This is a genomic window from Streptomyces sp. NBC_01506 (genome assembly GCF_045040295.1).
Taxonomy (GTDB): Bacteria; Actinomycetota; Actinomycetes; order Streptomycetales; family Streptomycetaceae; genus Streptomyces.
Genome location: NZ_CP109422.1, coordinates 482884 through 509618, shown reverse-complemented (window position 1 = coordinate 509618; position 26735 = coordinate 482884). Strand labels below are relative to the sequence as shown.

Sequence of the window (26735 nt, the reverse complement as noted above, 5' to 3'; positions counted from 1 at the left end):
GCCCCCGGAACAGCGACCGGCGACGCCCGGAAACGCGGGGAATCGTGATTTTGCCGTCGTCTAACCGTGCGTGGGCCGGGCTCTAACCGGCCGCTGCCTAGCGTCGCCGTACGGCAGTCCCACTCGTGAAGGGCAGCACGCTCATGCGACGCACACTCGTCCTCTCCCTCACCGCTCTGACACTCACCACCGCCGTCGTCGCGGGGTGCGGCAACAGCGGCGGTTCCGCCGACTCGGGCGGCGGCACGAAGACCGGTTCCACCGCCAAACCCGCCCCGGCGGAGTCCAACCCCGCCGGTGACATCCCCGACGACCAGGCGTTCGTCGCCTATACGCCCGCCAAGGGCGGATTCACCGTCAAGGTCCCCGAAGGCTGGTCCCGTACCAGTAGCGGCGGCGCGGTGACCTTCACGGACAAGCTCAACCGGATCGAGCTCGCAGCCGTCAACGCGTCGACGGCTCCGACGACTCGGTCGGTGACCTCCACCGTCGTCCCCACACTGAAGAAGCAGGTGCCCGGCTTGTCGTCCGCCAAGGCCACCGTCGTCACCCGCCAGGCGGGGCAAGGCGTTCTGCTCACGTACCGGGGCGACAGCGCACCCGACCCGGTGACCGGCAAGGTCGTCCACGACGCGTTCGAGCGCTACAGCTTCCACCGGGGCGGCCAGGAGGTCGACCTCACGCTGTCCGGCCCGGTCGGTGCCGACAACGTGGACCCGTGGAAGATCGTCTCCGACTCCTTCCGGTGGCAGTGATGAGCCCCGGAACGCGCGCCGGCGACCGCACCCTCGGGACGGACCCGGGCGACGCCCCCGCGCTCATGGCGCGCGACCTGTACCGGTTCTTCCGGGCCGGCGAGGAGGAGACGCTGGCTCTGCGCGGCGTCGCCCTGGAGGTACGGCGCGGGGAGACCGTCGCCGTCATCGGGCCCTCCGGCTCGGGCAAGTCCACCCTGCTGGCCTGCCTCGCCGGTCTCGACGAGCCGGACGGCGGCGTCGTCCACGTCGGCGGGGAGCGGATCAGCCACCGGCCGGAGGCCGAACGGGCCCGTGTCCGCGCCCGCCGCGTCGGTGTTCTGCTCCAGTCCGGCAACCTCGTACCGCACCTCGACCTACGCGCCAACATCCGCCTCGCGCGCACCGCCGCCCCCGGAGCGGGCGCACTCTCCGTCGCCCAGGTGCTCGACCAGGTCGGGCTCGGGCAGCGGGGAAGCGCCCTGCCACAAGAACTGTCCGGCGGCGAACTCGCCCGCGCCGGACTTGCCGTCGCGCTCGCCAACGACCCCGACATCCTGCTCGCCGACGAGCCGACCGGGGAGCTGGACGGGGTCACCGAGCAGCGGATCCTCGCGCTGCTGCGCACCCGCGCGGAGTTGGGCGGCGGGGTGCTGATCGTCACCCACAGCCCCGAAGTCGTGAAGGTCGCCGACCAGGTCATCACCCTGAGTGACGGAAGGATCGAGTCATGAGCACCCCTGACGTACTGGTCCGCTGCCAGGACGCCGCCCGCACCTTCGGCCAGGGGCCCGCCGCCGTCGTCGCCGTACACGGCGCCACCTGCGAGGTCCACGCCGGTGACCGGATCGCGATCACCGGCCCCTCCGGCTCCGGCAAGTCCACCCTGCTGCATCTGATGGCGGCACTGGAACGGCCCACCACCGGCTCGGTGAGCCGGCCCTCTCTCGCCGACGGCCCGGGGCAGATCGGAGTCGTCTTCCAGGGACCGAGCCTGGTCCCGGCCCTGGACGTCGCCGAGAACGCCGCCCTGCCCCTCGTCCTGGCCGGCGTCCCCGAGGACCGGGCCCGGCGCCGCGCGATGGAAGCCCTCGCCCTGGTCGCCGCCGCCGACCTCGCCACGAAGCTGCCCGAGGAACTGTCCGGCGGCCAGGCCCAGCGGGTGGCCGTCGCACGCGTCATCGCCCTCGCCCCGCGCCTGGTCCTGGCGGACGAACCCACCGGACAACTCGACCGGGCCACCGGCCGGCACATCGTGGACGTCCTGCTGAGCGCGGCCGACACCATCGGCGCCGCCCTGGTCGTCACCACCCACGATCCCACCGTCGCCGAGCGCCTGGGCGTCCGCTGGGCGATGCACGAAGGCCGCCTCCAAACCGCGTCGGAACCGCTCCGGCGAAGCCCGGCCACGGTCTCCCGAGGAGACACATCATGATCATCACCTGGACCGGCGGACTGCTCCGCCGCCGCACCGGCCGACTGGTCGCCACCGCGCTGGGCATCGCACTCGCGGTCGCGCTCGTCGCCTCGCTCGGCTCGTTCCTGACCGCGTCGAAATCCACCATGACCGACCGCGCCGTCGCCTCCGTCGCCGTCGACTGGCAGGCCGAGGTCCAGCAGGGCGCCGACCCCGGCGCCGTCCTCGCCGCCGCGAAGTCCGCGCAGGGCGTCAAGAGCGCCCAGAGCGTGGGGATCGCCCGCAGCACCGGCTTCACGGCCACCGGCGCCGGCACCACCCAGACCACCGGGCCCGGCGTCGTCCTCGGACTGCCCGACAGTTACCGCGCCACCTTCCCCCAGGAGATCCGGCAGCTCACCGGCGCCGGCTCCGGAGTCCTGATCGCCCAGCAGACCGCGGCGAATCTGCACGTCGCCCCCGGTGACACCGTCACCGTGAACCTGCCGGGCGTGGCCCCCGCGAAGGTGAAGGTGGCCGGAGTCGTCGACCTGCCGCAGGCCGACTCGCTGTTCCAGAAGGTCGGCGCCCCACCGCAGTCCCAGCCCTCGGCCCCGCCCGACAACGTCCTGCTGCTGCCCACCGGCGTGTTCGACAAGCTGACCGCCCCGGCCAGGGCCGCCGACCCCGCCACCGTCACCACCCAGATCCATATCGCCCGTGACGCGCGGCTGCCCGCCGATCCGGCCGCCGCCTACACCTCCGACACCGCCGCCGCCCACAACCTGGAGGCCCGTACCTCCGGCGGCGCCGTCGTCGGCGACAACCTCGGTGCCGCACTCGACGCGGCACGCCAGGACGCCCTGTACGCGCAGATCCTGTTCCTGTTCCTCGGCGTCCCCGGCGCGGTGCTCGCCGCCCTGCTCACCGCCGCCGTGGCCGGCGCCGGTGCCGACCGCCGACGGCGCGAGCAGGCCCTGCTGCGTACGCGCGGTCTGCGGCCCCGTCAGGTCGCCGCGCTGGCGGGCGCGGAAGCGGGCATGGTCGGCGTGGCCGGCGGACTGCTCGGCCTCGGTATCGCCGCCGTCGCCGGCCGGGCCGCCTTCGGCACCGTGTCCTTCGGCGCGAGCGGCGCGTCGGCGGCCGGATGGTTCGTCCTCGCCCTTGTCCTCGGGCTGGTCGTGGCGGCCGGGGCCGTCCTCGTACCGGCCCTGCGGGACCTGCGTACCGGTACGGTCGCCGCCGCGCGCCGTGTCGTCGGCCGGGCCCGCTCGCCCTGGTGGATGCGGTTCGGGCTGGACTTCGTCCTGCTCGCCGCCTCGCTCCTGGTCTTCCGGGCGTCCAGCGGCAACCAGTACGCGCTGGTCCTCGCCCCCGAAGGGGTGGCCGCCATCTCGGTGTCCTACTGGGCCTTCCTCGGCCCGGCCCTGCTCTGGTTCGGCGCCGCGCTGCTGCTGTGGCGACTGGCCACGCTGGTCCTCTCCTACGGACGGCGGCCCCTGGCCCGACTGGCCCGGCCACTGACCGGGACCCTCGCCGGCACCACCGCGGCCGGCCTGTCCCGCCGCCGCCGGCCACTGGCCCGCGCGGTCGTCCTGCTCGCCCTCGCCCTCTCCTTCGCCGCGTCCACCGCGACGTTCAACTCCACCTACCGGCAACAGGCCGAGGTCGACGCCCGGCTCACCAACGGCGCCGACGTCACCGTCACCCAGTCACCCGGCGTCTCCGTGGGACCCGACGCCGGCAACGCCCTGAAGGTGCCGGGCGTACGGCACGTCGAGCCCCTGCAACACCGCTTCGCGTACGTCGGCGCCGACCTGCAAGACCTGTACGGGGTCCGGCCCACCACCGTCACGACGGCCACCTCCCTCCAGGACGCCTACTTCTCCGGCGGCACGGCCAAGAGCCTCATGGCGAAACTCGCCGCCAAGCCGGACTCGCTGCTGGTCAGCCAGGAGACCGTCAAGGACTTCCAGCTCTCACTGGGGGACACCGTCAACCTGCGCCTCCAGGACGGCCGTACGCACACCTCGAAGACCGTCCCCTTCCACTACGCGGGCGTCGCCAAGGAATTCCCCACCGCCCCCAAGGACAGCTTCTTCGTCGCCAACGCCGACTACGTCGCCAAGACCACCGGCAGCGACGCGGTGGGCGCGTTCCTCGTCGACACCGGCGGAACGAACCAACAGGCGGTCGCCAAGCGGCTGAGCGACCAGGTGGGCACCGGCGCGAACGTCACCGACATCACCAAGACCCGTTCCACGGTCGGCTCCAGCCTCACCTCCGTCGACCTCGCCGGGCTCACCCGCATCGAGCTGGGCTTCGCGGTCCTGCTGGCCGCAGCCTCCGGCGGCATCGTCCTGGCCCTCGGCCTCGCCGAACGGCGCCGTACCTTCGCCCTCACCACGGTCCTCGGCGCCACCCGCCGCCAACTGCGTGGCCTCGTCCTGAGCGAGGCCACGGTCCTGACCGTCGGCGGGCTGACCGGCGGCGCACTCATCGGCTGGGCGCTGTCCGAGATGCTGGTCAAGGTGCTGACCGGCGTCTTCGATCCGCCACCCGACGTGATCGCCGTCCCCTGGGCCTATCTCGCGGCGACCGCCCTGGCCGCCGTCACCGCGATCGCCGCCGCGGCCCTCAACGCGGCGCGCCGTTCAACCCGTCCACCCGTCGAAGAACTCCGCGACCTGTGAGCGACACGGCGAGGCCCGGCCCGGCGGCCCGGGGGTGGCGACACCTCCCGGGCCGCCGGGCCGGGCCGCCCCCTACGCTTCGGAGCATGCACGGATCCGCAGCCCCCGACGACGCGGCCCACGTCCTCGTCGTCGAGGACGACGACACCATCGGACGGCACCTCGACGCCGGGCTGCGCGGTCATGGCTACCGGACCACCTGGTGCCGCACGGCGACCCACGCGCTGACCGAGGCCCGCGCCACACCCCACGCCGCCGTCCTGCTGGACCTCGGGCTGCCCGACGCCGACGGCATCGACATCGCCCGCACCCTGCGCGCCGAGAACCCCGACCTGCTCATCGTCATCCTCACCGCCCGCGGTGACGAGATCGACGTCATCGCCGGACTGGACGCCGGGGCGGACGACTACCTCGTCAAACCCTTCACCCTGAGCGTCCTGCTCGCCCGCCTCCGCGCCCATCTGCGACGCCGGACGCCCGACCCGCCCCGGTCCCGCCGCCCGATCCACCTCGGGGACCTGACCGTCGACACCGCCGCCCGGCGCTGTCTCGTCGCGGACCGCGAGGTCGAGCTACGGCCCAAGGAGTTCGAACTGCTCACCGTCCTCGCCCAGCACGCCGGCGAGGCCGTCTCCCGCGAGACGCTCATGGCGCGGGTCTGGGACGAGAACTGGTTCGGCCCCACCAAAACCCTCGACGTCACACTCGCCTCGCTCCGCCGCCGCCTGGGCGAAGCCGCCGCGGGATTCACGCACCCCCCGGCGCTGCCGCACATCACCACTCTGCGCGGCCACGGCTACCGGCTGGACCCGGTCCCACCGGTATCCGGCCCGTGACCCGGCCCGTGACCGTTCACTCGAACGGCCCAGTCCGGGTGGTCGTGGGGGCAGGAGCGGCGGATTGTCGGCTCCATGCCGGAGTGGTTCCAAGAGCGGGCCACGTACTCGGCCGAGGAGGCTCTCATGGCACAGACCGCGTCCCCTTCGGGGGCACATCACACCTCGTCCCGGAAGGGACACGGTGGCGGCACCTGGGCGACCGGCGGGGCGATGTTCGCCGGGGTGCTGCTGTTCGTGGACGGCGTCCTGGCCGTTCTCAACGGTGTTGTCAGCATCGCGCGGGACAACGTGTACACGCTCAACGGCAGCTACACCTACCAGTTCACCCTGACCTCGTGGGGCTGGATCCATCTGGTGGTGGGCGTGATCCTGGTTCTCACCGGGCTGGGCATCATGAGCGGCGCGTCCTGGGCGCGGGTGCTCGGGGTGGGCATGGCCGCCGTCAGCATCGTCGCGAACTTCATGTGGCTGCCCTACCAGCCCGTGTGGGCGGTGATCGCCATCGCGATCGGCGTCTTCGTGATCTGGTCCCTGCTGACGGACCGCACCAGGTCGGCGGTCCGGTAGCCCCCCGTCAGGCCCGTACGACGGGCGCCCGCCGGGCCCGCCCGGCCGCGCCCCGCCGTCCCGCTCCGCTCAGGAGCGCGGGCGGCGGGCCTGACCGGCCCGCTCCGCGATCTTCTCCGCGTTCTTCTCCTTGATCCGCGCCGCTTCCTTGCGGACCTCGGCCTGGGTGGCCCGCTCACGCCGCAGCCACGAGGGAAGCTCCTGGCTCAGCGCGTCGATCTGCTCCGTCGTGAGGGCGTCGGTGACACCGCCACGGGCCAGACCCGCGATGGAGACGCCCAGCTTGGCCGCGACCACGGGCCGGGGATGCGGCCCGTCGCGCCGCAGATCCGTGAGCCACTGGGGCGGATCGGTCTGGAGCGCGTTCAGCTCGCCGCGCGAGACGACGCCTTCTTGGAAATCGGCTGGGGTGGCCTCGAGGTACACACCCAGTTTCTTCGCCGCCGTGGCGGGTTTCATCGTCTGGGTGGTCTGGTGCGACGTCATGGGGCCAAGACTATCGAGCGCGTACGGGGCCCGGGACCACGACCGGTAGCCTTGCCGCGTGACAGGCTCGGAGGTACCCCTCGCTTCCCCCACGTTCCGGCTCGTGTACGTCCCGGGAGTGATCCCCGGCAAGTGGGTGCGGATCTGGAACGAGCGGCTGCCCGACATCCCGCTGACGCTCACGGCGGTGGAGGCGGCCGACGCGGCCGACACGCTGCGCGCCGGCGGCGCCGACGCGGGATTCGTACGTCTGCCGGTCGACCGCACCGACCTCAGCGCCATCCCGCTCTACACCGAGACGACCGTCGTCCTTGTCCCGAAGGACCATCTGGTGGCCGCGGTCGAGGAGGTGTCCGCCGAGGATCTGGCCGACGACATCGTGCTGCACCCCCTCGACGACACCCTCGACTGGGAGGGGCGGCGCCGCCCGGGACGGCCCGCGAACGAGCGCCCCGCCACGACGGTGGACGCCGTCGAACTGGTCGCGGCGGGCGTCGGGCTCCTCGTCGTCCCGCAGTCGCTCGCCCGTCTGCACCACCGCAAGGACCTCACCTACCGGCCGGTCTCCGACGCCCCCGAGTCGCGGGTCGCGCTGTCGTGGCCCGAGGAGCGGACCACCGACCTGGTCGAGGAGTTCATCGGGATCGTCCGGGGGCGCACCGTCAACAGCTCACGGGGCCGCCGCCCGGCCCCGGCGCAGGAACAGCCCGCGGCGAAGCCCAAGCCCAAGCCCAAGCGAGCTGTCGGCAGGTCGACGGGGAAGAACCCCCGCGGTGGCGGTTCCGGGGGTTCCGGCGGTGCCAAGAGCGGCCGGCGCGGCAAACCGGGGCGCCGCTCGTAACGCACCGCGGCACGGCGCCCGTTGCCGGCCCCGGCCCCGGCCGCCGCGCCGCGCCGCGCCGCGTCAGCCGGCCGGCCCGCCCGCGTCCTCCTCGACCAGCCGGGCGAGATTGTCCAGCGCCATGCGCTGGCCCGTCTCGTTGTCCGCCGCCGGCACCGTGTCGGGGACCCCCTCGTGCAGGAGGACCACCTCCGTACCGCCGGCCACGTCCGTGAGCGTGGTCGTGATGGTCATGCTGCCGCGCAGCGTGGGATCGGGAGTCTCGAACTCGAGGACTTCCACGACCCGTTCGTCCGGTACGAGTTGTTCGAAGTGCCCGTGGTACGTGTCGGTGTCCGGCGCCGACTTGCCGGTGTCCGTCGGCGCGTCGTACGTGAGCGAGACACGGAACCGCCCGCCCTCATGTCCCTCGAACTCATGCACCTGACCGCTCATACCGGCGGGCACCCGCCACTTCGCGACCGCGTCCCCGTCCAGCAGCGCGCGGTAGACGGCGGCACGCGGGGCCCGTACGCGCCGGGAGACCTGAGTGGAGTACATGAGGCCCAACGTAGCCCCCCTCACGGCCGCCCCGCGTGCCGTGTGGGTGCCGGTGGGCTGTCCCAGGTCAGGGTGTCGCTCCGGTGGAGTTCGACGAGAAGCCAGCCCAGCGAGACCGCGGCCAGCAAGAAGTAGGCGAACCGGTTGCTGACCCCGTCCCAGAGCGCGTGCAGGGTGACCGCGAGCGCGAAGGTGATCACGAGCCGTACGGTGGCGGCCAGGGACCACCGCGCCGCGACGGCCGCCCACAGCGCCCCGCAGACGAGCCCGGTCCATGCCATGTGCGCGGCGGGCGAGGTCAGTCCACGCAGGAACAGGGTCTCCTCGACCTCTCCGATGTTGCCCTGGGACGCCAGCAGCGCCGTGAAGGCGTACCCCATCGTCTCCAGCGCGGCGAACCCCATGCCCGCCGCGACCCCGATCAGCAGTCCGTCCCCGACGCGTACGGTGCCCCGCCGCACCTCCCACAGCAGGATCAGCACCGGGACGATGAGCTTGCAGGACTCCTCGATCAGACCGATGCCGATCAGGGACGTCGTGCCCAGACCGCGCAGCGTGTCGAATTCCAGCCGTCCGGCGGTGACGATCCCGACCACACCGCCGAACAGTGCCGCGATCGCGAGCACGACCGGCCCGACCTGCCATTGGCCCGTGCGCCCCGCCACGAAGGTGAGGAAGGAGAGCGGGACGACGACAGCGCCCAACAGGATCATGGACGGTACGTAGTTGACGTTGCCGGTGTCGATCAGCGTGCTCTGCACCAGGAAGTACAACCCGATCCCGATGGCCAGAACGGGCAGCCATGCCCACTTGCGCATGGTCATCGGCATCCCACAGCACCTCGTTCTCGCTCGATGGCAGTGAAGCCACCGCAGCGTAAGCCGCACGGGTCCGTGCGACGGTGCAGCGACGCGGCCGTTACGGGACGCGGCCCACGCCCGCGTAGATGCCGCTCGGCTCCGGCGCGGGGGCGTCCGTGTCCTTGAACCACTCGTGCGCCATCACCAGTCCGGGCTCGACCGGTTCGAGCCCGTCGAAGAAGCGGCCGACCTCCGCGTGGGTACGCATCGCCAGCCTGATGCCGCCCTTCGCGTACTCCGCGGTGACCTTCTCCGACAGCTCCGGAAAGAGGTCGGAGGGGGCGTGCGACAACACCAGATAGCTGCCCGAGGGCAGGACTTCCACCAGGCTGGAGACGATGTCGTACGGGCCTTGGTCGTCCGGGACGAAGTGCATCAGCGCGATGAGGGACAGCGCGATCGGCCGGTCGAAGTCCAGGATGGCGCGGGCGTGTTGCAGTATCTCCTGCGGCTTGCGCACATCGGCCTGGATGTACTTGGTCGAGCCTTCGGGCGCGCTGACGAGCCGTGCCTCGGCGTGCCGCAGGACGATGGGGTCGTTGTCGGCGTAGACGATCCGCGCGCCCGGTGCGATCCGCTGGACGATCTGGTGCAGATTGGGCTCGGTCGGGATGCCGGTGCCGATGTCCAGGAACTGCGTCACCCCGGTGCCGGCCAGCCAGGCGGCGGCGCGGTGCATGAACGCCCGGTTCTGGCGGGCGCCGTCCCTCGCCTCGGGCGGCAGCTTCTGGCCGACCTGGCGGTCGACCTCGTAGTTGTCCTTGCCGCCGAGCAGCCAGTCGTACACCCGCGCCGGGTGCGGCCTGCTGGTGTCCACCTGAGGTTTGGGCGTCCCTGCGGTCATACGAAGCTCCGATGCCTGCGTGCGTGCCTGCGTGCCTGAGTACGTGTCTGGATGTCTGAGTGTGTGCGTGGCGAGCGACGGGAGGCGGCACGACGTGTTCGGACGCCGACCCGGGTTCCCCCGGGCGTCACCGGCCGTCCGGACAAGTCTCCCACAGCGGCGGCGAGTTGATCAGTCCGAGGTGGCCCCGCTACGTGCGTCGGCGACGGGGCCGGCCTACAGGGCGCGCAGTGCCGCTCGCGACGGCGAGTCCGGCTCGGCCGCGTACAGCAGCAGTGTCAGCTCCTCGTCCGGCGGCGGCAGCCGCGCCGCCTGGAAGTGCAACTCCAGCAGCCCGTGCTGCCCGGCAACGCGGCCAAGCTCACCGCCGTCGGCGAGCTGAAGAAGGTGGCCGCCGACGCCGGGCTGACACTGCCCGCGCTCGCCACCGGCTTCGTCCGCTCCCACCCCGCGATCACCTCCGTCATCATCGGCCCCCGCACCCACGACCAACTCACCTCGCTGCTGGACGTCGCGGGAACGGTGCTCAGCGGTGACGTCCTCGACCGCATCGACGAGATCGTGCCGCCGGGCACCGACCTCAACCACGACGTCACCCACTACGACCCGCCCGCGCTCACGGACAAGACCCTGCGCCGCCGCTGAGCGCACGGCAGGGCCCGCACCGGCCGGCGCTCACGCCATGGGCAGACCCAGCCCGTAGTACGTGACGCGGTACTCGCCCACGTCCCCCGCCTCGGTCCCGATCAGCAGGTCCTCGGGAGACTCCACCCCCATCGCGCGGGCCGTCGCGACGATCGTCTCCGCCAGCGCCTGGCCGGACGGCTCGCCGGGACCGCCCGCGTCGATGCGCAGGCGCGGATGAGCGGCGTCCGGCCAGGGCCGGCCGGTCGTCGGATACTCGGCCGCCGTGCCCCAGCCCAGCGAACGCGGGTCGGTCTCCTCGTCGGCGAAGGAGGCGATCATCAGCCGGTCCCCGCAGTCGATGTCGAACAGGATCGGCGCGCCTTTCCCCTCGATCCGGCCGTAGATCGGCATCCACATCGGGGTCCGGAGCGCGGTCGTCTCGGCGGGCAGCGTCGTCAGGAAATCGGCGAGCGCCCTGGTCACCGTCTCCCAACTGCGGGCCCGCCAGCCGCCGGGGAAGGTCAGGCCCCCGTTCGACGGATCGGACCGGAAGCCGAAGAAGCCGGTGATCCCGTGGTCCTCGCCGTTGCCCTGGCGTACGAACCAGCTCTCCGCCGGGTCGGTGGGCTGAAGCACCAGCTCGGGCCCCGTCGCCCCCGCGCGCAGTTCGAGCGTGTCCGACTCGCCTCGCCAGCGCAGATACGGTGAGCCCCAGCTCCGTACGGTGCCGAGGAACGGCGCCAGCCTGCCGTGCACGCCCATGATCGACGGTTCGCCGAGCGCGCCGGTCAGCTCGTCCTTCGCCAGCCGGAACGCCTCGGCCTGGGACGCGGCGTCGGGGTCGGAGTGCCGTACGGGGACGGCCAGTTCGACGTACGCCTCCCCGCTCACGTGCCGCTCCTCGTACTTGCCGACCGGACGCAGCCGCGCGTCGCCGGTGGAGCGGCCGGTGGTCACCGTGGGGCTGTCCTCGCTCCACCCCCAGCCGAGCCGGACGACCAGTGCCCGGGTGGCGTCCCGCGTCCAGTTGCCGGTGTCCGACGCGCGGAGGCGGACCGCCAGAGCCGCGATGGTCTCGTCCGTGGCGCTCTGTGGTGGTGCGCTGCCTCGCTGTTCGGTCATGCGACAGATCTTGCCGTACGCACCGGCCCGTCCCGGCCCATGGTTGCGGAGTTGGAACATCGGTCACGGACCGGGCGGCGGGTGCGCGACGGACCGGGCGGCGAGGCGCGCGACGGAGCCGGCCGCGCGGCGGGTGTCAGCCGGTCATCAGGTCGGGGTCGGGGCCGGTGCGCTCGTCGCGGTTCAGGGCCGAGATCTCGGCGATGTCGGCCTCGCTCAGCTCGAAGTCGAACAGGGCGAAGTTCTCCTCGACGCGCTCGCGGGTCACCGACTTCGGGAAGATGATGTCCCCCCGCTGAAGGTGCCAGCGCAGCGTGACCTGCGCGGGCGTCCGGCCCGCCGCGTTCGCGATACTGGTGATGACCGGGTCGTTCAGCACCTTGCCCCTGGCGATGGGGGACCAGGATTCGGTGGCGATCTCCTGGTCGGCGTTGAACGCCCTGACCTCGTCCTGGGTCAGATACGGGTTCACCTCGATCTGGTTGACGGCGGGCACCACCGTGGACCCGGCCAGGAGCCGGCGCAGGTGGTGCGGCTGGAAGTTGGAGACGCCGATGGCCCGCACCCGCCCGGACCGGTAGATCTCCTCCAGCGCCTTCCAGGTCTCCACGAAGTCCCCGACGCCGGGCAGCGGCCAGTGGATCAGGAAGAGATCGAGCCGCTCCAGCCCGAGATCTACGAGGCTCTGGTCGAACGCGGCGTGCGCGGCGTCGGGCGCGTGGAAGGGGTTGTCCAGCTTGCTGGTCACGAAGACGTCGTCCCGGTCGAGCCCGGAGTCGCGGACCGCCTGGCCGACCTCCTTCTCGTTGCCGTACATCTGCGCCGTGTCGATGTGCCGGTAGCCGATCTCCAGCGCCGCCAGCGTCGCCGCCCGGGTCTCGGTCGGCGGGATGAGGTACGTGCCGAAGCCGAGCTGGGGGATCCGCACCCCGTTGTTCAGCGTGATGTCGGGTACCGCGGTCATGGTGGCTCCTTCGTGTGCCGTGTGCTGTCCGGGCAGCGGTGAGAGGTCGGTCCACAGGGCCGCCTTCCCGATCGTATTGCCGGTAAAACAGCGGAATGCGGCAAATGCTCCGATGCTTTCGCGTGCGGGCCGGGGTCGACGGCGCGTCAGGTGGTGGGTTACGGGAAGGGGGATCTGGCCTTTCCAAAGGGTTACGGAGGCAACCTTCGGCAGACGCGATCCGTCAAGCACGGCATGAAGATCTCATTTCTTATACACAACGCGTATGGGATAGGAGGGACGATCACGACCACGTTCAACTTGGCCCGCGCGCTGGCTGATCGGCACGATGTGGAGATCATCTCGGCTCTCCGGCACCGCGAGCGGCCGAACCTCACACTCGACCCGCGCGTGAAGCTGCGGCCTCTGGTGGATCTGCGCCATGAGAAGAACGACCCGCGGCATCTGACACCGGCGAAGATCTTCCCCACGGCCGAGTACCGCTACCGGCAGTACAGCGCGCTCACCGACGAGCGCATCGGCGAGGCGCTGGCATCCCTCGAGTCCGACGTCGTCGTGGGCACCAGGCCCGGCCTCAACGTGCACCTGGCCCTCCAGGCCCCCGCGCGGACGGTGCGCGTCGGACAGGAACACCTCACGCTCGACAACCACCCGCCGCGGCTGCGCAACGCGCTGCGCCGGGTCTATCCGCGCCTGGACGCGATCACCCCCGTCACGGAGGCCGACGCCGCCGACTACCGGCGCAAGATGCGGCTGCCGGGCGTACAGGTGCGGGCGCTGCCCAACAGCGTCCCGGCCCCGACCCTCCCGCCGGCGGACGGCCGCGAGCGCGTCGTGATGGCCGCCGGACGGCTGGTGCCGGTGAAGCGGTTCGACCTGCTGATCGAGGCGTTCGCCGCCGTCGCCGCCGAGCGCCCCGACTGGCAACTGCGCATCTACGGCAAGGGCGAGGAGCAGCAGCGGCTGCGCGGGCTCATCCACCGGCTCGGCCTGCACAACAACGTCTTCCTGATGGGCGCGGCGATCCCGATGGAAGCCGAGTGGGTCAAGGGCTCGATCGGAGCGGCCACCTCCAACTTCGAGCCGTTCGGCATGACCATCGTGGAGGCGATGCGCTGCGGGCTGCCCGTCGTGAGCACCGACTGCGCGTACGGCCCCGGCGAGATCATCGCCCCCGGCGAGGACGGCCGGCTGGTCCCGGTCGGTGACCGGGACGCGCTGGCCGGCGCCCTGCTGGACCTCGTACGCGACGACGAACTGCGCCGCCGGATGGGCCGCACCGCGCTGGAGAACTCCCGGCGTTACGCGCCCGGCCCCGTCGTGGCCCAGGCGGAGCGGCTGTTCGAGGAGCTGCTGGCGGCCCGCCGCGACGGCCGCCCACCGGCGAGCGGGACGGACCACGCCCTGGTGAGCGGCGGTTACGCGGCCAAGGACACCGCGCTCGTCGCGGCCAGCAGCATTGTGCGGACCGTACGGAAGGCGCGGCGATGAGCGGCGGCGAGACGCGGGCACCCGTGGACAAGCCCCGCGCGGACGTGACCGTGGACGAGCGGGGGCGGTTCGTCGTACGCGTACGGCTGCCGCTGCCCGCCTCCGCCCGCCCCCGGCTCCTGCTCCAACTGCGCCCGGTGAAGGGGCAGTCGGAGGAGGAGCCGCAGGCGCGGACGGAGGAGAGCGGCCGCGTCGTCGCGCTGGAGCCCGCGGGTCAGGACCAGTGGCGGGGCGTCCTGGACGCGGCACCCGCACTCCAGGAGGGCCGCTGGGACGCGTACGTCCTGGGCGCGCCGGGCGAGGAGCGCACACCGCTGCTGCCCGGACTGCGCGATCTGCGCGCGCTGGTGTCCGGCGCCGGCGCCGGGCGGGCGACGCCGCTGGCGGTCCGGATCCCGTACGCCACCAAGGACGGCCGGCTCGCCGTACGGGCCTGGCTGCGGGCCACACACGCGGAGGCCGGCCGGATCGTGTTCTCCGGTGACTCGATGACCGTGGCGGCGCGGCTGTTCGGTGCCCGACTGGGGGAGGGCGCGACGGTGTCGCTGCACCGGCGGGGCCGGGACGGCGCCGTACGGCAGTTCGCGCCCCGGGCCGAGGGGGACCAGGACTTCACGTTCACCGTCGACTACCAGGAGCTCCTGGCGGACCACGGGCAGGCGGTCTGGGACATGTACGTCCGCCCGGCCGCGGGCGCGCCCCGGACCCGGGTGGCCCGGCTGCTGGACGACGTCGCGGACCGCAAGACGGTCTTCGTCTATCCGGCCGCGACGCTCGGCGGGGTGACGGTGCGTCCGTACTACACGGTCGACAACGACCTCGCGGTGGAGGTCAGTCCGACGTCCGGCGGGTGAACACCCAGGCGTGGCAGCACAGTTGACGCACCGTCAGTAGACATATCGTGGTGACGGTGCGTCAACTCGCCGCGTGCAACGCCGTCGACACCAGAGCCTTCGCCTCCTCCTGCACCTCACCGAGGTGCCGCGGCCCCCGGAAGCTCTCCGCGTACACCTTGTACACGTCCTCGGTGCCCGACGGCCGCGCCGCGAACCAGGCGCTGTCGGTGCAGACCTTCAGGCCGCCGATCGCCGCACCGTTGCCGGGCGCCTCGGTGAGGACGGCCGTGATGGGCTCGCCGGCCAGGGTGCCGGCGGTGACCTGGTCCGCCGACAGCTTCGCCAGGACCGCCTTCTCCTGCCGGGTCGCGGGGGCGTCCGCGCGCGCGTAGGCCGGGTCGCCGAAGCGGTCGGTGAGCGCCGCGTAGTGCTGGGAGGGGGTGGAGCCCGTGACGGCGGTGATCTCGGAGGCCAGCAGGGCGAGCAGGATGCCGTCCTTGTCGGTGGTCCACACCCGGCCGTCGTGGCGCAGGAAGGACGCGCCGGCGCTTTCCTCACCGCCGAATCCCAGAGCGCCGTCGTACAGACCGTCGACGAACCACTTGAATCCCACCGGCACCTCCACGAGCGTGCGGCCGAGGTCGGCGGCCACCCGGTCGATCATCGAGGAGGAGACCAGGGTCTTTCCGATCCCGGTGCCGGCCGGCCAGTGGTCGCGGTGCGCGTAGAGATACTGGATCGCGACGGAGAGATAGTGGTTGGGGTTCATCAGACCGCCGTCCGGCGTGACGATGCCGTGCCGGTCGGCGTCGGCGTCGTTGCCGGTGGCGATCGTGTACCTGTCGCGCTGCTCGATCAGCGAGGCCATGGCGTACGGCGACGAGCAGTCCATCCGGATCTTGCCGTCCCAGTCCAGCGTCATGAACCGCCAGGTCGGGTCGGCGAGCGGGTTCACCACCGTGAGGTCGAGCCGGTGCCGTTCGGCGATACGGCCCCAGTACGCGACGGACGCGCCCCCGAGCGGGTCCGCGCCGATCCGGATCCCGGCCGCGCGGACCGCGTCCAGGTCCAGGACGGACGGCAGGTCGTCCACGTACCGGCCCAGGAAGTCGTACCGCCCCGTGGTGTCCGCCGCCAGCGCCCGCGCGTACGGAATACGGCGGACCTCCTTGAGACCCGCCTCGATCAGGGCGTTGGCGCGGTCCTGGATCCAGGAGGTGGCGTCCGAGCCGGCCGGGCCGCCGTTGGGCGGGTTGTACTTGAAGCCGCCGTCGCCCGGCGGGTTGTGCGACGGCGTGACCACGATGCCGTCGGCGAGACCCGAGGTACGGCCCTGGTTGTAGGTGAGGATCGCGAGCGAGACGGCGGGGGTGGGCGTGTAGCCGTCGTCCGAGTCGATCAGGGCGGTGGCGCCGTTGGCGGCCAGCACCTCCAGCGCGGTGACCCGGGCCGGCTCGGACAGGGCGTGCGTGTCGGCGCCCAGGAACAGCGGCCCGTCCGTGCCCTGGCGGGTCCGGTAGTCGCAGATGGCCTGGGTGGTGGCGGCGATGTGGTCCTCGTTGAACGCGGCCACCAGGGCGGAGCCGCGATGGCCCGACGTACCGAAGGTGACCCGCTGCGCGGGCTCGGCCGGATCCGGGCGCAGCGCGTAATAGGCCGTCACCAGCTTGGCCACGTCGACCAGATCTCCGGGCTGCGCAAGCTGCCCCGCCCTGTCGTGCACCATCGGCGAACTCCAAATCGTGTCGGTCGGCCGCCGCCCGGAGATCCGGCGGACGTGGCGCGTGCTACGTAACCCTAAGAGGTGAGGCCACGCCAGTGGGCGAATCCCGGCGCCGTCCTTGCCCGACGGGCCCTCCTCGACCGGACAGCTCCCTGAACGGACGATCCGGCCCCGACCCCCTGCGGGCCCGTCACGGGGTGCCGGGCCTCGGGGTATTCCCGGCCATCGCCCTCCGGAAGGCATCGCGTGGCGAATGTTCCCAAGGACCGGGCCGGCCCGCCGCCCTACGATTGCCGGGAGAGCAGTCCCCTTCCACGGAACTTCCACGCAGAAGGTGCGCCGCATGACGAAGCTCGGTCTCCCGGACACGATCCAGGCATGCCTGTTCGACCTCGACGGTGTCATCACCAAGACGGCCGTCGTCCACGCGGCGGCCTGGAAGGAGACATTCGACGAGTTCCTGCGGGAGCGCGACGGCGGGGACTTCCGCCCGTTCGACGCCGTGGCCGACTACAACCAGTACGTCGACGGCCTTCCCCGCGCGGACGGCGTACGCGCCTTCCTCGCCTCGCGCGGTATCGAACTGCCCGACGGCGCCCCCGACGACCCGCCCGACCGGGCCACCGTCCAGGGCCTCGGCAACCGCAAGAACGAGCGGGTGCTCAAGCGGATCAAGGCCGGCGGCGTCGACGCGTACGAAGGCTCGCTGCGCTACATCCACGGCGTCCGGGCGGCCGGGCTGCGTACCGCCGTGGTCTCCTCCAGCACCAACTGCCGCGACATCCTGCGGGCGATCGACGCCGAAGACCTCTTCGACACCCGTGTCGACGGAGTCGTCGCGAAGGAGCGCGGACTGCCCGGCAAACCCGACCCCGCGCCCTTCCTCGCGGCGGCGGGTGATCTGGGAGTCGAGGCGTCGGCCGCGGCCGTGTTCGAGGACGCGCTGGCGGGCATGGAAGCGGGCCGGTCCGGCCACTTCGGGTATGTCGTGGGCGTCGACCGGGTGGGCCAGGCCGACGCCCTGCGGGCCCACGGCGCGGACACGGTCGTCACCGATCTGGCCGATCTCGCGGGCCCCGGCGAACTCGCCCGCCCCGACGAACTCGCCCGCCCCGACGAACACGCGGACCGCGCGGACCGTGCCGACCGGGAGCCGAAGGCGTGATCACCGACCTGATGTACGAGGTGGAGCCCTGGTCCCTGCGGGAGACGGAACTCAACCTCGACGTGCTCCCGCAGAGCGAGTCGGTCTTCGCCCTCTCCAACGGCCACATCGGCTGGCGCGGCAACCTGGACGAGGGCGAACCGCACGGGCTGCCCGGCTCCTACCTCAACGGCGTCCACGAACTGCACCCCCTGCCGTACGCCGAGGCCGGCTACGGTTACCCGGAGTCCGGCCAGACCGTCATCAACGTCACCAACGGCAAGATCATCCGCCTGCTGGTGGACGACGAGCCGTTCGACCTGCGCTACGGCCAACTGCGCTCCCACGAGCGGGTGCTCGACCTGCGTACCGGTCTGCTGCACCGCACCTGTGAGTGGACCTCACCGGCGGGCAGCACCGTACGGGTGCGCTCCACCCGGCTCGTGTCCTTCACCCAGCGCGCCGTCGCCGCCATCTCCTACGAGGTGGAGGCGGTCGACTCCGAGGTGCGCATCGTGATCCAGTCGGAGCTGGTGGCCAACGAGCAACTGCCCGACGCCGGGGCCGATCCCCGCACCTCCGCCGCGCTGGAGTCGCCGCTCCAGGCGGAGGAGACCTACGCGTCCGGAACCAGGCTGCGCCTCGTGCACTCCACCCGCCGCAGCGCTCTGCGCGTGGGAGCGGCGGCGGACCATGTCGTGACCGGCCCCGAGCCGACCACGACGGAGTGCGAGTCCGACGACGACATCGCCCGGCTCACCGTCACCTCGGTCCTGTCCCCGGGCAAGACCCTGCGTGTCGACAAGCTCGTGGCGTACGGCTGGTCCAGCACCCGCTCGCTGCCCGCCGTCAGCGATCAGGTGGACGCGGCTCTCGCCGGCGCCGCGAGCGTCGGCTGGGCGGGCCTCGCCGAGGAACAGCGCGGCTACCTCGACGACTTCTGGCAGTGCGCCGATGTGGAGGTGGACGGTGACGAGGGGATCCAGCAAGCCGTACGCTTCGCCCTCTTCCATGTTCTTCAGGCCGGCGCCCGCGCCGAGCAACGCGGCATCCCCGCCAAGGGGTTGACGGGCTCCGGCTACGACGGGCACGCCTTCTGGGACACCGAGGCGTTCGTCCTGCCGCTGCTCACCTACGCCTCACCCGGCGCGGTGGCTCAGGCACTGCGCTGGCGCCAGAGCACCCTGCCGGCCGCGCGGGAGCGCGCCCAGCAACTCGGGCTGCAGGGCGCCGCGTTCCCCTGGCGGACCATCGACGGCTCGGAGTGCTCGGCCTACTGGCCGGCCGGCGCGGCGGCGTTCCATGTGAACGCCGGGATCGCCGACGCGGTGGTGGGCTATCTCGACGCCACGCACGACGCGGAGTTCGAGCGGGATTGCGCCGTCGAACTGCTGGTGGAGACGGCGCGCCTGTGGCGTTCGCTCGGACACCACGACTCGCACGGCGCCTTCCACATCGACGGCGTCACCGGGCCCGACGAGTACAGCGCCGTCGTGGACGACAACACGTACACGAACCTGATGGCGCGGGCGAATCTGGTGGCGGCGGCCGGCATCGTGGAGGCCCACGCCGACAAGGCGTCCGAACTCGGCGTGGACGAGGAGGAGAGCGCGGCATGGCGCGACGCCGCCGACGCCATGAACATCCCCTACAACAGCGAACTGCGGGTGCATGAGCAGGACGCCGGATTCACCCGGCACCAGCGATGGGACTTCGAACGCACCCGCCCCGACCAGTACCCGCTGCTGCTGCACTTCCCCTATTTCGACATCTACCGCAAGCAGGTCATCAAACAGGCCGACCTGGTGCTGGCGATGTACAAGTGCAGTTCGTACTTCGACGCCGAGCACAAGGCGCGCAACTTCGCGTACTACGAACCCCTCACCGTCCGCGACTCCTCCCTGTCGGCCTGCTGCCAGGCGGTCATCGCCGTGGAGACGGGACATCTGCGCCTGGCCTACGACTATCTGACCGAGGCCGCGCGGATCGACCTGGAGGACCTGGAGCACAACACCCGCGACGGCCTCCACATCGCCTCGCTCGCGGGCGCCTGGATGGTGTTGGTCGCCGGCTTCGGCGGGATGAGGCACGGCTGGGACAGGCTGGAGTTCTCGCCCCGGCTGCCGGAGGAGATCCGCCGGCTCGCCTTCACGATGCAGTTCCGGGGCCGCCATCTGCGCGTCGAGATCACGGCGACGACCGCCACGTACTCCGTGTCCAGCGGTGACCCGCTGGAGATCCACCACTACGGCGACCGTGTCACCGTCCACGGCGGAGCCCCCGAGGCCCGTGCCATCCCGGCCGTGGAGGCGTCGCCGACGCCGGAGTATCCGCCGGGGCGCCGGCCCAACGCGGCCGGGCACCGCCGCTGATCTCACCGCCGCCGGTCGCAGGGCCGGGCACCGCCACTGGCCTCACCGCCGCTGACCTCACGCGACGCGCACCTTTCGCATGTCGTGACAAATGATGTGAAACTGGACGGCAGTAAGTGCACTGAGTGAAGCGCGGCAGTTCTGAGGAGTGCTTCCATGGCCAAGGCAGTGGGAATAGATCTCGGCACGACCAATTCGGTGATCGCCGCCTGGGAGGGCGGCGAGGCGAGCGTCATCCCCAACGCGGAGGGCACCCGCACCACACCCTCCGTGGTCGGATTCACCGACTCCGGCGAGCGCCTGATCGGGCAGCTCGCCCGACGCCAGGCGATCCTCAATCCCAAGGGCACCATTTATTCGGCCAAGCGCTTCATCGGCCGCCATTACGACGAGATATCCGACGAGGCGAAGGCTGTCGCGTACGACGTGGTCGAGGGCGAGGGCGGCGTCGCGCGTATCGACGTACGGGGCAAGCTGTACGCCCCCGAGGAGATCAGCGCGCTCGTGCTGCGCAAGCTGGCCGACGACGCCGGGAAGTCCATGGGCGAACGGGTCACCGAAGCCGTCATCACGGTGCCCGCCTACTTCAACGACGCGCAGCGCACCGCCACCAAGGACGCGGGCCGGATCGCCGGTCTCGAAGTACTGCGCATCATCAACGAGCCGACGGCCGCCGCGCTCGCGTACGGGATGGACAAGAAGGAGCACGAGACCGTGCTCGTCTTCGACCTCGGCGGCGGCACCTTCGACGTGAGCGTCCTGGACGTCGGTGACGGAGTGGTGGAGGTGCGCTCCACCGCCGGCGACAGCCACCTCGGCGGCGACGACTTCGACCGCCGTCTCGTGGACCATCTCGCCGACACCTTCCAGCGGGACAACGGCATCGACCTGCGGCAGGACCCGCAGGCCCTGCAACGCCTCTTCGAGGCCGCCGAGAAGGCCAAGACCGAACTCAGCTCGGTCACCCAGACACAGGTCAGCCTCCCCTTCGTCACCGCCGACGCCGCCGGCCCCAAGCATCTGACCGAGACGGTCATGCGGTCCACGTTCGAGCAGATCACCGCCGATCTCGTGGAGCGCTGCCTCGGCCCCGTCCAGCAGGCGCTCGCCGACGCCAAGGTGACCGACCAGGACATCGACGAGGTCATCCTGGTCGGCGGCTCCACCCGTATCCCCGCCGTACAGGCCCTGGTCCGCCGGCTCACCGGCGGCAAGGACCCCAACATGAGCGTCAATCCCGACGAGGTCGTGGCGCTCGGCGCCGCGATCCAGGCGGGTGTCCTCAAGGGCGAGGTCAAGGACGTCCTGCTGCTCGACGTCACACCGCTGTCCCTCGGCGTCGAGACGCGCGGCGGAGTCATGACGAAGATCATCGAGCGGAACACCACGATCCCCGTCCGCCGCTCCGAGACGTTCTCCACCGCCGAGGACAATCAGCCGGCCGTCGATGTCGTGGTCGTGCAGGGCGAACGCGAACGGGCCGCCGACAACCGGGTGCTCGGCCGTTTCCAGCTCACCGACATCCGCCCGGCGCCCCGTGGCGAACCCCAGATCGAGGTCACCTTCGACATCGACGCCAACGGCATCCTCAACGTCACCGCGAAGGACAAGGCCACCGGCAAGGAACAGTCCATCACCATCAGCGAGGGCTCCAACCTGGAACCCTCCGAGGTCGAACGGATGGTCGGCGAGGCCGAACGCAACCGTGGCGAGGACCAGGCGCTGCGCGAGGCCGTCGACGCGCGCAACGAACTCGACACCGCCGCCTACCAGGTGGAGCGCAGCCTCACCGAACTCGGCGACTCGGCGCCCGAACACGAGAAGGCCCGTGCCCAGATGCTGGTCACCGACGCCCGTCAGGCCGTCAAGGACGAGGCCGACCCGGCCAGGGCCAGGTCGCTGACCTCCGAACTCCAGCAGGTGTACGCGGCGCTCGCCGCCCGCCAGGGCGGACCGGCGCCGGGCGGCGGCGACGGGCAGGAGCCGGGGACCGACGACGACTCCGGATCCGGTGGCGCCAGCGACGACGACGTCATCGACGCCGAATTCAACAAGAGCTGACGCCGCCGCCATGACCACATCCCCGGAACCGGCGGACGAACCGCGGCCCACCGAGGCCGGCGCCGAGGAGCGGCCCGCCGAAGCCACCGCGCCCGAGTCCGCGGAATCCGCCGACGCCGAGTCGTCCGCGTCGGCGGAACTGCGGGACCGCTGGCGACGCGCCCTCGCCGACCTGGACAACCTCCGCAAACGCCATACGAGGGAGCTGTCGCACGAGCGCGAGACCGAACGCGCCCGCGTCTGCACCGCCTGGCTGCCCGTACTGGACAACCTCGAACTCGCCCTGACACACGCCGAGTCGGGCACGGACTCGGGTACGGACTCCGGCACGGACTCGGGTACGGACTCGGGCGCCGGATCCGCTGCGGACTCCGTCGTCCAGGGAGTCAGGGCCGTACGCGACCAGGCCGTCCACGTCCTCGACTCTCTGGGCTACCCGAGGGACGACGAGACCGGCGTCCCCTTCGACCCGCTCAGGCACGAGGTCGTCAGCGTGGTGGACGATCCCGGCGCCGAGCCGGGCACGGTCGTGACGTGCCTGCGCCCCGGCTACGGCACCCCCGGTCACCAACTGCGCCCGATGGCCGCCGTCGTCAGCAAGCGGCAGGAGTGACGAGCCCATGGCAGCCGATCTCTACGAGGCACTGGGGGTGCCGCGCACCGCGAGCACCGAGGAGATCCAGCAGGCGTACCGGGCCCGCGCCCGCAAGTACCACCCGGACATCAACAAGGACCCCGGCGCCGAGGAACGCTTCAAGGAGCTGAACGAGGCGTACAGCGTGCTGTCCGACCCGAAGACCCGGGCGCGTTACGACCGGTTCGGCGCCGACTTCCGGCAGATACCGGAGGACTACGACCCGTACGACGAACGCGTGGGCGCCGGCGCGGGCCGGGGCGGCGCCGGATGGCCCGGCGGCCGGGCGGCCCCCGGCGGCGGCGGACGGGTGCGCTTCGTCCGGGGTTACGGCGACGAGGGCGGCGACCCCTTCGAAGGATCGGCCGGCCCCGGCGGCATCGACTTCGAAGACCTCTTCGGCGGGATGTTCGGCGCCGGAGGAGCGCGCGGCCGGGTGCCCGGCGCCGACCAGGAGGCCGAACTGCCGCTCACCGTCGAGGAGGCGTACCGCGGCGGCCACCGCAGCGTCACCCTCGGCGGTCCCGGCGGACAGCGGACGTACGACGTCACCATCCCGCGCGGCGTGACCGACGGACAACGGATCCGGCTCGCCGGACAGGGCGGCCGGGGCAGCGGCGACGGCCCCGCCGGCGATCTCTATCTGCGGGTGCGCCTCGTCCCCCACGACACCTTCCGCGTCAAGGGCCGCGACCTGTCGGTCCAACTGCCCCTCACCCCCTGGGAAGCGGCGCTCGGAGCGACCCTGCCCGTGCCCACACCGCAGGGCACCGCGAAGGTCACCGTCCCGCCGGGGTCCTCCAGCGGGCGCCGGCTGCGGCTGCGCGGCGAAGGGCTGCCCAACCCGCGCGGACCGGACGGTGACCTCTACGCCGAACTGCGGATCACGGTGCCGCCGCACCCCACCGACCGTGAGCGCGAACTCTTCGAACAGCTCGCCGGAGCCTCCGACTTCGACCCGAGGAGGACACCGTGACGACTCACACTCACGCTCACACTCACGCGCGCGTCGTCTACGCGCTGGTGCCGCTCCCCGGACTCTCCCTGGAAACCGTCGCCCGCCGGTCGGGACTGCACCCCGACGTCGTCCGCAAGTTCGTCGCCCTCGGTCTGCTGGAAGCCCGGCGTGAGGCGTCCGGCCGGCTCCGGTTCGCCGAGAGCGCCCCCCTCGACCTCGCCCGTCTGGAACGCCTCCGGGTCGGCCTCTGCCTCAACTACGCCTCGCTCGGCGTGGTGGTCGACCTCCTCGACCGCATCAGCCGCCTCGAAACCGCGCTGCGCCGCAGCGGGACCGGGAGTGATCAGCCACCATGGACATGAACCGGCTCACGCAGAAGTCCCAGGAAGCCCTCCAGGACGCCCAGACCGTGGCCGTACGGCTCGGGCAGAGCGAGACCGACGGCGAGCATCTGCTTCTCGCGCTCCTGGACCAGCGCGACGGCCTCGTACCACGTCTGCTGGACCAGGCGGGCGCCGACACCGCCGCGCTGCGCACCGCCGTCGAGGCCGAACTCGCCCGCAGGCCCCGCAGCACCGGTCCCGGCGCCGCCCCCGGCCAGGTCTTCGTCACCCAGCGCCTGGGCCAACTGCTGGACACCGCCGAGCAGGAGGCGCACCGGCTCAAGGACGAGTACGTCTCCGTCGAACACCTCGTGCTCGCGCTCACCGACGAGGGGTCCGCCACCCCCGCCGGGCGGCTCCTCAAGGAGTACGGCGTCACCAGGGAAGCCTTCCTGGCCGCGCTCACCCGCGTCCGAGGCAACCAGCGCGTGACCTCCGCGACCCCCGAAGGGGCGTACGAGGCGCTGGAGAAGTACGGTCGCGACCTGGTCGGCGAGGCTCGCGAGGGCACGCTCGACCCGGTGATCGGACGCGACGCCGAGATCCGTCGCGTCACCCAGATACTCAGCCGTAAACGCAAGAACAACCCGGTCCTCATCGGTGACCCCGGTGTCGGCAAGACGGCCATCGTCGAAGGACTCGCCCAGCGCATCGTGCGCGGCGACGTCCCCGAGGGCCTGCGCGACAAGACCGTCTTCTCTCTCGACATGGGGTCCCTGGTCGCGGGCGCCAAATACCGGGGCGAGTTCGAGGAACGCCTCAAGGCCGTCCTGAACGAGGTCAAGGCCGCCGCCGGGCGGATCCTGCTCTTCGTGGACGAACTGCACACCGTGGTCGGCGCCGGGGGCGGCCCCGAGGGGGCCATGGACGCGGGCAACATGCTCAAACCCATGCTGGCCCGCGGCGAACTCCATATGATCGGCGCCACCACCCTGGACGAGTACCGCACCCACATCGAGTCCGACGGCGCCCTCGAACGGCGCTTCCAGCAGGTGCTGGTGGACGAGCCGAGCGTCGAGGACACCGTCTCCATCCTGCGCGGGCTGCGCGAGCGCCTGGAGGTCTTCCACGGCGTACGGATCCAGGACACCGCCCTGGTGGCGGCGGCCACCCTCAGCCACCGCTACATCTCCGACCGCTTCCTCCCCGACAAGGCCATCGACCTCGTGGACGAGGCATGCGCCCGGCTGCGTACCGAGATCGACTCCATGCCCGCCGAACTGGACGAGATCACCCGCCGCGTCACCCGCCTGGAGATCGAGGAGGCCGCCCTGTCCAAGGAGGAGGACGCCGCCAGCCGGGCGCGGCTCACCGAACTGCGCCGCGAACTCGCCGACCTGCGCGGCGAGGCCGATGCCGCACAGGCACAGTGGGAAGCCGAGCGCCAGGCCATCCGCCGGGTCCAGGACCTGCGCCAGGAGCTCGAACAGGCGCGGCGCGAGGCGGCGGACGCCGAACGGAACTACGACCTCGACCGGGCCGCCGAACTGCGCTACGGCAAGACCGTCGACCTCGAACGCCGGCTCGCCGCCGAGGAGGAACAACTCGCCGCCAAGCAGGGCGAGACCCGGCTGCTGCGTGAGGTGGTCACCGAGGACGAGATCGCCGACATCGTGGCCGCCTGGACCGGCATCCCGGTGGCACGGCTCCAGGAGGGCGAGCGGGAGAAGCTGCTGCGCCTGGACGAGATACTTCAGGAACGTGTCATCGGCCAGGACGAGGCGGTGCGGCTGGTCGCCGACGCGATCATCCGCGCCCGGTCCGGCATCCGCGACCCGCGCAGGCCCATCGGCTCGTTCATCTTCCTGGGACCGACCGGCGTGGGAAAGACCGAACTCGCCAAGACGCTGGCCGCCGCCCTCTTCGACTCCGAGGAGAACATGGTCCGCCTCGACATGAGCGAGTACCAGGAGCGGCACACGGTGAGCCGGCTCGTCGGCGCGCCTCCCGGCTACGTCGGGTACGAGGAGGGCGGCCAGCTCACCGAGGCCGTGCGCCGCAAGCCGTACTCCGTCGTGCTGTTCGACGAGATCGAGAAGGCGCACGCCGACGTCTTCAACACCCTGCTCCAGATCCTGGACGACGGCCGTATCACCGACGCCCAGGGCCGGGCGGTCGACTTCCGCAACACGGTGATCATCATGACGTCCAACATCGGGTCGTCCCATCTGCTCGACGGCGCCACCGCCGAGGGCGAGATCAAATCCGACGCGCGCGAACTGGTCATGGCCGAGCTGCGCGGCCACTTCCGCCCCGAATTCCTCAACCGGGTGGATGACATCGTGCTGTTCAAGCCGCTGGGCCTCGACCAGATCGAGCGCATCGTGGACCTTCAGTTCAACGAACTGCGCGAGCGCCTGGCCGAGCGCCGTATCGGTGTCGACCTCACCCCGCAGGGCCGCGAACTCATCGCCCATCAGGGCTTCGACCCGGTCTACGGCGCCCGGCCGCTGCGCCGTTACATCTCCCACGAGGTCGAGACCCTGATCGGCCGGGCACTGCTGCGCGGGGATGTGGACGACGGCGAGACGATCCTGGTCGACGCCCAGAACGGCGAACTCGTCATCACCTTCGCGGACACCCGGCCGCGCGAGCCCGTGGGCGCCGGGGCCTGACGGCC

24 protein-coding genes are annotated in these 26735 nt (G+C 71.7%); 17 read left to right on the top strand and 7 right to left on the bottom strand.

Going from position 1 to position 26735, the window contains the following annotated elements; genetic code table 11:
* Positions 1 to 143 precede the first annotated feature (143 nt).
* From OG329_RS02210 to OG329_RS02185, 6 genes are all read left to right on the top strand, one after another.
* Positions 144 to 755 carry a hypothetical protein gene (locus OG329_RS02210; protein ID WP_405792247.1) on the top strand — a complete coding sequence of 204 codons (612 nt, stop codon included), beginning with the start codon at positions 144 to 146 and terminating at the stop codon, positions 753 to 755.
* Entirely contained in the window at positions 755 to 1468 is a 714-nt protein-coding gene (locus OG329_RS02205) for an ABC transporter ATP-binding protein (protein WP_405792246.1), read from the top strand. The genes OG329_RS02210 and OG329_RS02205 overlap by 1 nt, the downstream gene beginning before the upstream one ends.
* Entirely contained in the window at positions 1465 to 2169 is a 705-nt protein-coding gene (locus OG329_RS02200; protein WP_405792244.1) for an ABC transporter ATP-binding protein, read from the top strand. The genes OG329_RS02205 and OG329_RS02200 overlap by 4 nt, the downstream gene beginning before the upstream one ends.
* Positions 2166 to 4823, top strand: coding sequence for an FtsX-like permease family protein (locus OG329_RS02195; RefSeq protein WP_405792242.1), 2658 nt, complete (start codon positions 2166 to 2168; stop codon positions 4821 to 4823). Before OG329_RS02200 ends, OG329_RS02195 begins: the two co-directional genes overlap by 4 nt.
* 86 nt (positions 4824 to 4909) lie before the next feature.
* Complete coding sequence (locus OG329_RS02190; RefSeq protein ID WP_405792240.1) at positions 4910 to 5659, top strand: response regulator transcription factor; 750 nt, start codon at positions 4910 to 4912, stop codon at positions 5657 to 5659.
* Between the two features lie 126 nt (positions 5660 to 5785).
* Complete coding sequence (locus tag OG329_RS02185; protein ID WP_405792238.1) at positions 5786 to 6229, top strand: hypothetical protein; 444 nt, start codon at positions 5786 to 5788, stop codon at positions 6227 to 6229.
* A 69-nt stretch (positions 6230 to 6298) separates the two neighbouring features.
* Here OG329_RS02185 and OG329_RS02180 read toward each other — a convergent pair whose 3' ends face one another.
* Positions 6299 to 6715, bottom strand: a complete 417-nt coding sequence (locus OG329_RS02180; RefSeq protein WP_405792236.1) for a DUF5997 family protein — start codon at positions 6713 to 6715, stop codon at positions 6299 to 6301.
* Positions 6716 to 6773: 58 nt separating this feature from the next.
* Here OG329_RS02180 and OG329_RS02175 point away from each other — a divergent pair, with 58 nt between their 5' ends.
* Entirely contained in the window at positions 6774 to 7556 is a 783-nt protein-coding gene (locus OG329_RS02175) for a LysR family transcriptional regulator substrate-binding protein (RefSeq protein WP_405792234.1), read from the top strand.
* 63 nt (positions 7557 to 7619) lie between these two features.
* Here OG329_RS02175 and OG329_RS02170 read toward each other — a convergent pair whose 3' ends face one another.
* The 3 genes from OG329_RS02170 to OG329_RS02160 form a co-directional block, all read right to left on the bottom strand.
* Complete coding sequence (locus OG329_RS02170; RefSeq protein WP_405792233.1) at positions 7620 to 8096, bottom strand: SRPBCC domain-containing protein; 477 nt, start codon at positions 8094 to 8096, stop codon at positions 7620 to 7622.
* Between the two features lie 20 nt (positions 8097 to 8116).
* Positions 8117 to 8926 carry a PrsW family intramembrane metalloprotease gene (locus OG329_RS02165; protein ID WP_405792231.1) on the bottom strand — a complete coding sequence of 270 codons (810 nt, stop codon included), beginning with the start codon at positions 8924 to 8926 and terminating at the stop codon, positions 8117 to 8119.
* Positions 8927 to 9014: 88 nt separating this feature from the next.
* Positions 9015 to 9800 carry an SAM-dependent methyltransferase gene (locus OG329_RS02160; RefSeq protein WP_405792230.1) on the bottom strand — a complete coding sequence of 262 codons (786 nt, stop codon included), beginning with the start codon at positions 9798 to 9800 and terminating at the stop codon, positions 9015 to 9017.
* Positions 9801 to 10118: 318 nt separating this feature from the next.
* On the opposite strand from OG329_RS02160, the gene OG329_RS02155 reads away from it, so the two are divergent.
* Positions 10119 to 10445, top strand: coding sequence for an aldo/keto reductase (locus tag OG329_RS02155; protein ID WP_405792228.1), 327 nt, complete (start codon positions 10119 to 10121; stop codon positions 10443 to 10445).
* Positions 10446 to 10475: 30 nt separating this feature from the next.
* Here OG329_RS02155 and OG329_RS02150 read toward each other — a convergent pair whose 3' ends face one another.
* Together OG329_RS02150 and OG329_RS02145 are read right to left on the bottom strand one after the other, a co-directional pair.
* Positions 10476 to 11549 carry a hypothetical protein gene (locus tag OG329_RS02150; protein WP_405792226.1) on the bottom strand — a complete coding sequence of 358 codons (1074 nt, stop codon included), beginning with the start codon at positions 11547 to 11549 and terminating at the stop codon, positions 10476 to 10478.
* 136 nt (positions 11550 to 11685) lie between these two features.
* Positions 11686 to 12513 (bottom strand): aldo/keto reductase, encoded by an 828-nt coding sequence (locus OG329_RS02145; RefSeq protein ID WP_405792224.1) that lies wholly within the window; start codon positions 12511 to 12513, stop codon positions 11686 to 11688.
* A 234-nt stretch (positions 12514 to 12747) separates the two neighbouring features.
* Here OG329_RS02145 and OG329_RS02140 point away from each other — a divergent pair, with 234 nt between their 5' ends.
* Together OG329_RS02140 and OG329_RS02135 are read left to right on the top strand one after the other, a co-directional pair.
* On the top strand, positions 12748 to 14004 hold the full coding sequence (locus OG329_RS02140; RefSeq protein WP_405792223.1) for a glycosyltransferase family 4 protein: 1257 nt from the start codon (positions 12748 to 12750) through the stop codon (positions 14002 to 14004).
* Positions 14001 to 14858, top strand: coding sequence for a hypothetical protein (locus OG329_RS02135; protein ID WP_405792221.1), 858 nt, complete (start codon positions 14001 to 14003; stop codon positions 14856 to 14858). Before OG329_RS02140 ends, OG329_RS02135 begins: the two co-directional genes overlap by 4 nt.
* 61 nt (positions 14859 to 14919) lie before the next feature.
* On the opposite strand, the gene pgm is transcribed toward OG329_RS02135, so the two are convergent.
* The gene (gene pgm, locus OG329_RS02130; protein ID WP_405792219.1) at positions 14920 to 16566 is read right to left on the bottom strand and encodes a phosphoglucomutase (alpha-D-glucose-1,6-bisphosphate-dependent); all 1647 of its coding nucleotides are present in this window, start codon (positions 16564 to 16566) and stop codon (positions 14920 to 14922) included.
* Between the two features lie 340 nt (positions 16567 to 16906).
* On the opposite strand from pgm, the gene OG329_RS02125 reads away from it, so the two are divergent.
* From OG329_RS02125 to clpB, 7 genes are all read left to right on the top strand, one after another.
* On the top strand, positions 16907 to 17728 hold the full coding sequence (locus OG329_RS02125) for an HAD family hydrolase (protein WP_405792217.1): 822 nt from the start codon (positions 16907 to 16909) through the stop codon (positions 17726 to 17728).
* Complete coding sequence (locus OG329_RS02120) at positions 17725 to 20079, top strand: glycoside hydrolase family 65 protein (RefSeq protein ID WP_405792215.1); 2355 nt, start codon at positions 17725 to 17727, stop codon at positions 20077 to 20079. Before OG329_RS02125 ends, OG329_RS02120 begins: the two co-directional genes overlap by 4 nt.
* A 156-nt stretch (positions 20080 to 20235) precedes the next feature.
* Entirely contained in the window at positions 20236 to 22140 is a 1905-nt protein-coding gene (gene dnaK, locus OG329_RS02115) for a molecular chaperone DnaK (RefSeq protein ID WP_405792214.1), read from the top strand.
* Positions 22141 to 22150: 10 nt separating this feature from the next.
* Positions 22151 to 22753, top strand: coding sequence for a nucleotide exchange factor GrpE (locus OG329_RS02110; protein WP_405792213.1), 603 nt, complete (start codon positions 22151 to 22153; stop codon positions 22751 to 22753).
* A gap of 7 nt (positions 22754 to 22760) precedes the next feature.
* The gene (locus OG329_RS02105) at positions 22761 to 23750 is read left to right on the top strand and encodes a DnaJ C-terminal domain-containing protein (RefSeq protein WP_405792211.1); all 990 of its coding nucleotides are present in this window, start codon (positions 22761 to 22763) and stop codon (positions 23748 to 23750) included.
* The gene (locus tag OG329_RS02100; protein ID WP_405792209.1) at positions 23747 to 24094 is read left to right on the top strand and encodes a chaperone modulator CbpM; all 348 of its coding nucleotides are present in this window, start codon (positions 23747 to 23749) and stop codon (positions 24092 to 24094) included. The genes OG329_RS02105 and OG329_RS02100 overlap by 4 nt, the downstream gene beginning before the upstream one ends.
* Complete coding sequence (gene clpB / locus OG329_RS02095) at positions 24085 to 26730, top strand: ATP-dependent chaperone ClpB (protein WP_405792208.1); 2646 nt, start codon at positions 24085 to 24087, stop codon at positions 26728 to 26730. Before OG329_RS02100 ends, clpB begins: the two co-directional genes overlap by 10 nt.
* Positions 26731 to 26735: the final 5 nt, after the last annotated feature.

Excerpts from the sequence above, each read along its gene's own strand:
- OG329_RS02135 (WP_405792221.1), top strand. The coding sequence starts at position 14,001 with ATGAGCGGCGGCGAGACGCGGGCACCCGTGGACAAGCCCCGCGCGGAC.
- OG329_RS02150 (WP_405792226.1), bottom strand. The coding sequence starts at position 11,549 with ATGACCGAACAGCGAGGCAGCGCACCACCACAGAGCGCCACGGACGAG.
- OG329_RS02125 (WP_405792217.1), top strand. The coding sequence starts at position 16,907 with ATGACGAAGCTCGGTCTCCCGGACACGATCCAGGCATGCCTGTTCGAC.
- clpB (WP_405792208.1), top strand. The coding sequence starts at position 24,085 with ATGGACATGAACCGGCTCACGCAGAAGTCCCAGGAAGCCCTCCAGGAC.
- OG329_RS02145 (WP_405792224.1), bottom strand. The coding sequence starts at position 12,513 with ATGACCGCGGTACCCGACATCACGCTGAACAACGGGGTGCGGATCCCC.
- OG329_RS02160 (WP_405792230.1), bottom strand. The coding sequence starts at position 9,800 with ATGACCGCAGGGACGCCCAAACCTCAGGTGGACACCAGCAGGCCGCAC.
- OG329_RS02190 (WP_405792240.1), top strand. The coding sequence starts at position 4,910 with ATGCACGGATCCGCAGCCCCCGACGACGCGGCCCACGTCCTCGTCGTC.
- OG329_RS02185 (WP_405792238.1), top strand. The coding sequence starts at position 5,786 with ATGGCACAGACCGCGTCCCCTTCGGGGGCACATCACACCTCGTCCCGG.
- OG329_RS02180 (WP_405792236.1), bottom strand. The coding sequence starts at position 6,715 with ATGACGTCGCACCAGACCACCCAGACGATGAAACCCGCCACGGCGGCG.
- OG329_RS02200 (WP_405792244.1), top strand. The coding sequence starts at position 1,465 with ATGAGCACCCCTGACGTACTGGTCCGCTGCCAGGACGCCGCCCGCACC.
- OG329_RS02210 (WP_405792247.1), top strand. The coding sequence starts at position 144 with ATGCGACGCACACTCGTCCTCTCCCTCACCGCTCTGACACTCACCACC.
- OG329_RS02110 (WP_405792213.1), top strand. The coding sequence starts at position 22,151 with ATGACCACATCCCCGGAACCGGCGGACGAACCGCGGCCCACCGAGGCC.
- OG329_RS02140 (WP_405792223.1), top strand. The coding sequence starts at position 12,748 with ATGAAGATCTCATTTCTTATACACAACGCGTATGGGATAGGAGGGACG.
- OG329_RS02170 (WP_405792233.1), bottom strand. The coding sequence starts at position 8,096 with ATGTACTCCACTCAGGTCTCCCGGCGCGTACGGGCCCCGCGTGCCGCC.
- dnaK (WP_405792214.1), top strand. The coding sequence starts at position 20,236 with ATGGCCAAGGCAGTGGGAATAGATCTCGGCACGACCAATTCGGTGATC.
- pgm (WP_405792219.1), bottom strand. The coding sequence starts at position 16,566 with ATGGTGCACGACAGGGCGGGGCAGCTTGCGCAGCCCGGAGATCTGGTC.
- OG329_RS02205 (WP_405792246.1), top strand. The coding sequence starts at position 755 with ATGAGCCCCGGAACGCGCGCCGGCGACCGCACCCTCGGGACGGACCCG.
- OG329_RS02195 (WP_405792242.1), top strand. The coding sequence starts at position 2,166 with ATGATCATCACCTGGACCGGCGGACTGCTCCGCCGCCGCACCGGCCGA.
- OG329_RS02105 (WP_405792211.1), top strand. The coding sequence starts at position 22,761 with ATGGCAGCCGATCTCTACGAGGCACTGGGGGTGCCGCGCACCGCGAGC.
- OG329_RS02165 (WP_405792231.1), bottom strand. The coding sequence starts at position 8,926 with ATGCCGATGACCATGCGCAAGTGGGCATGGCTGCCCGTTCTGGCCATC.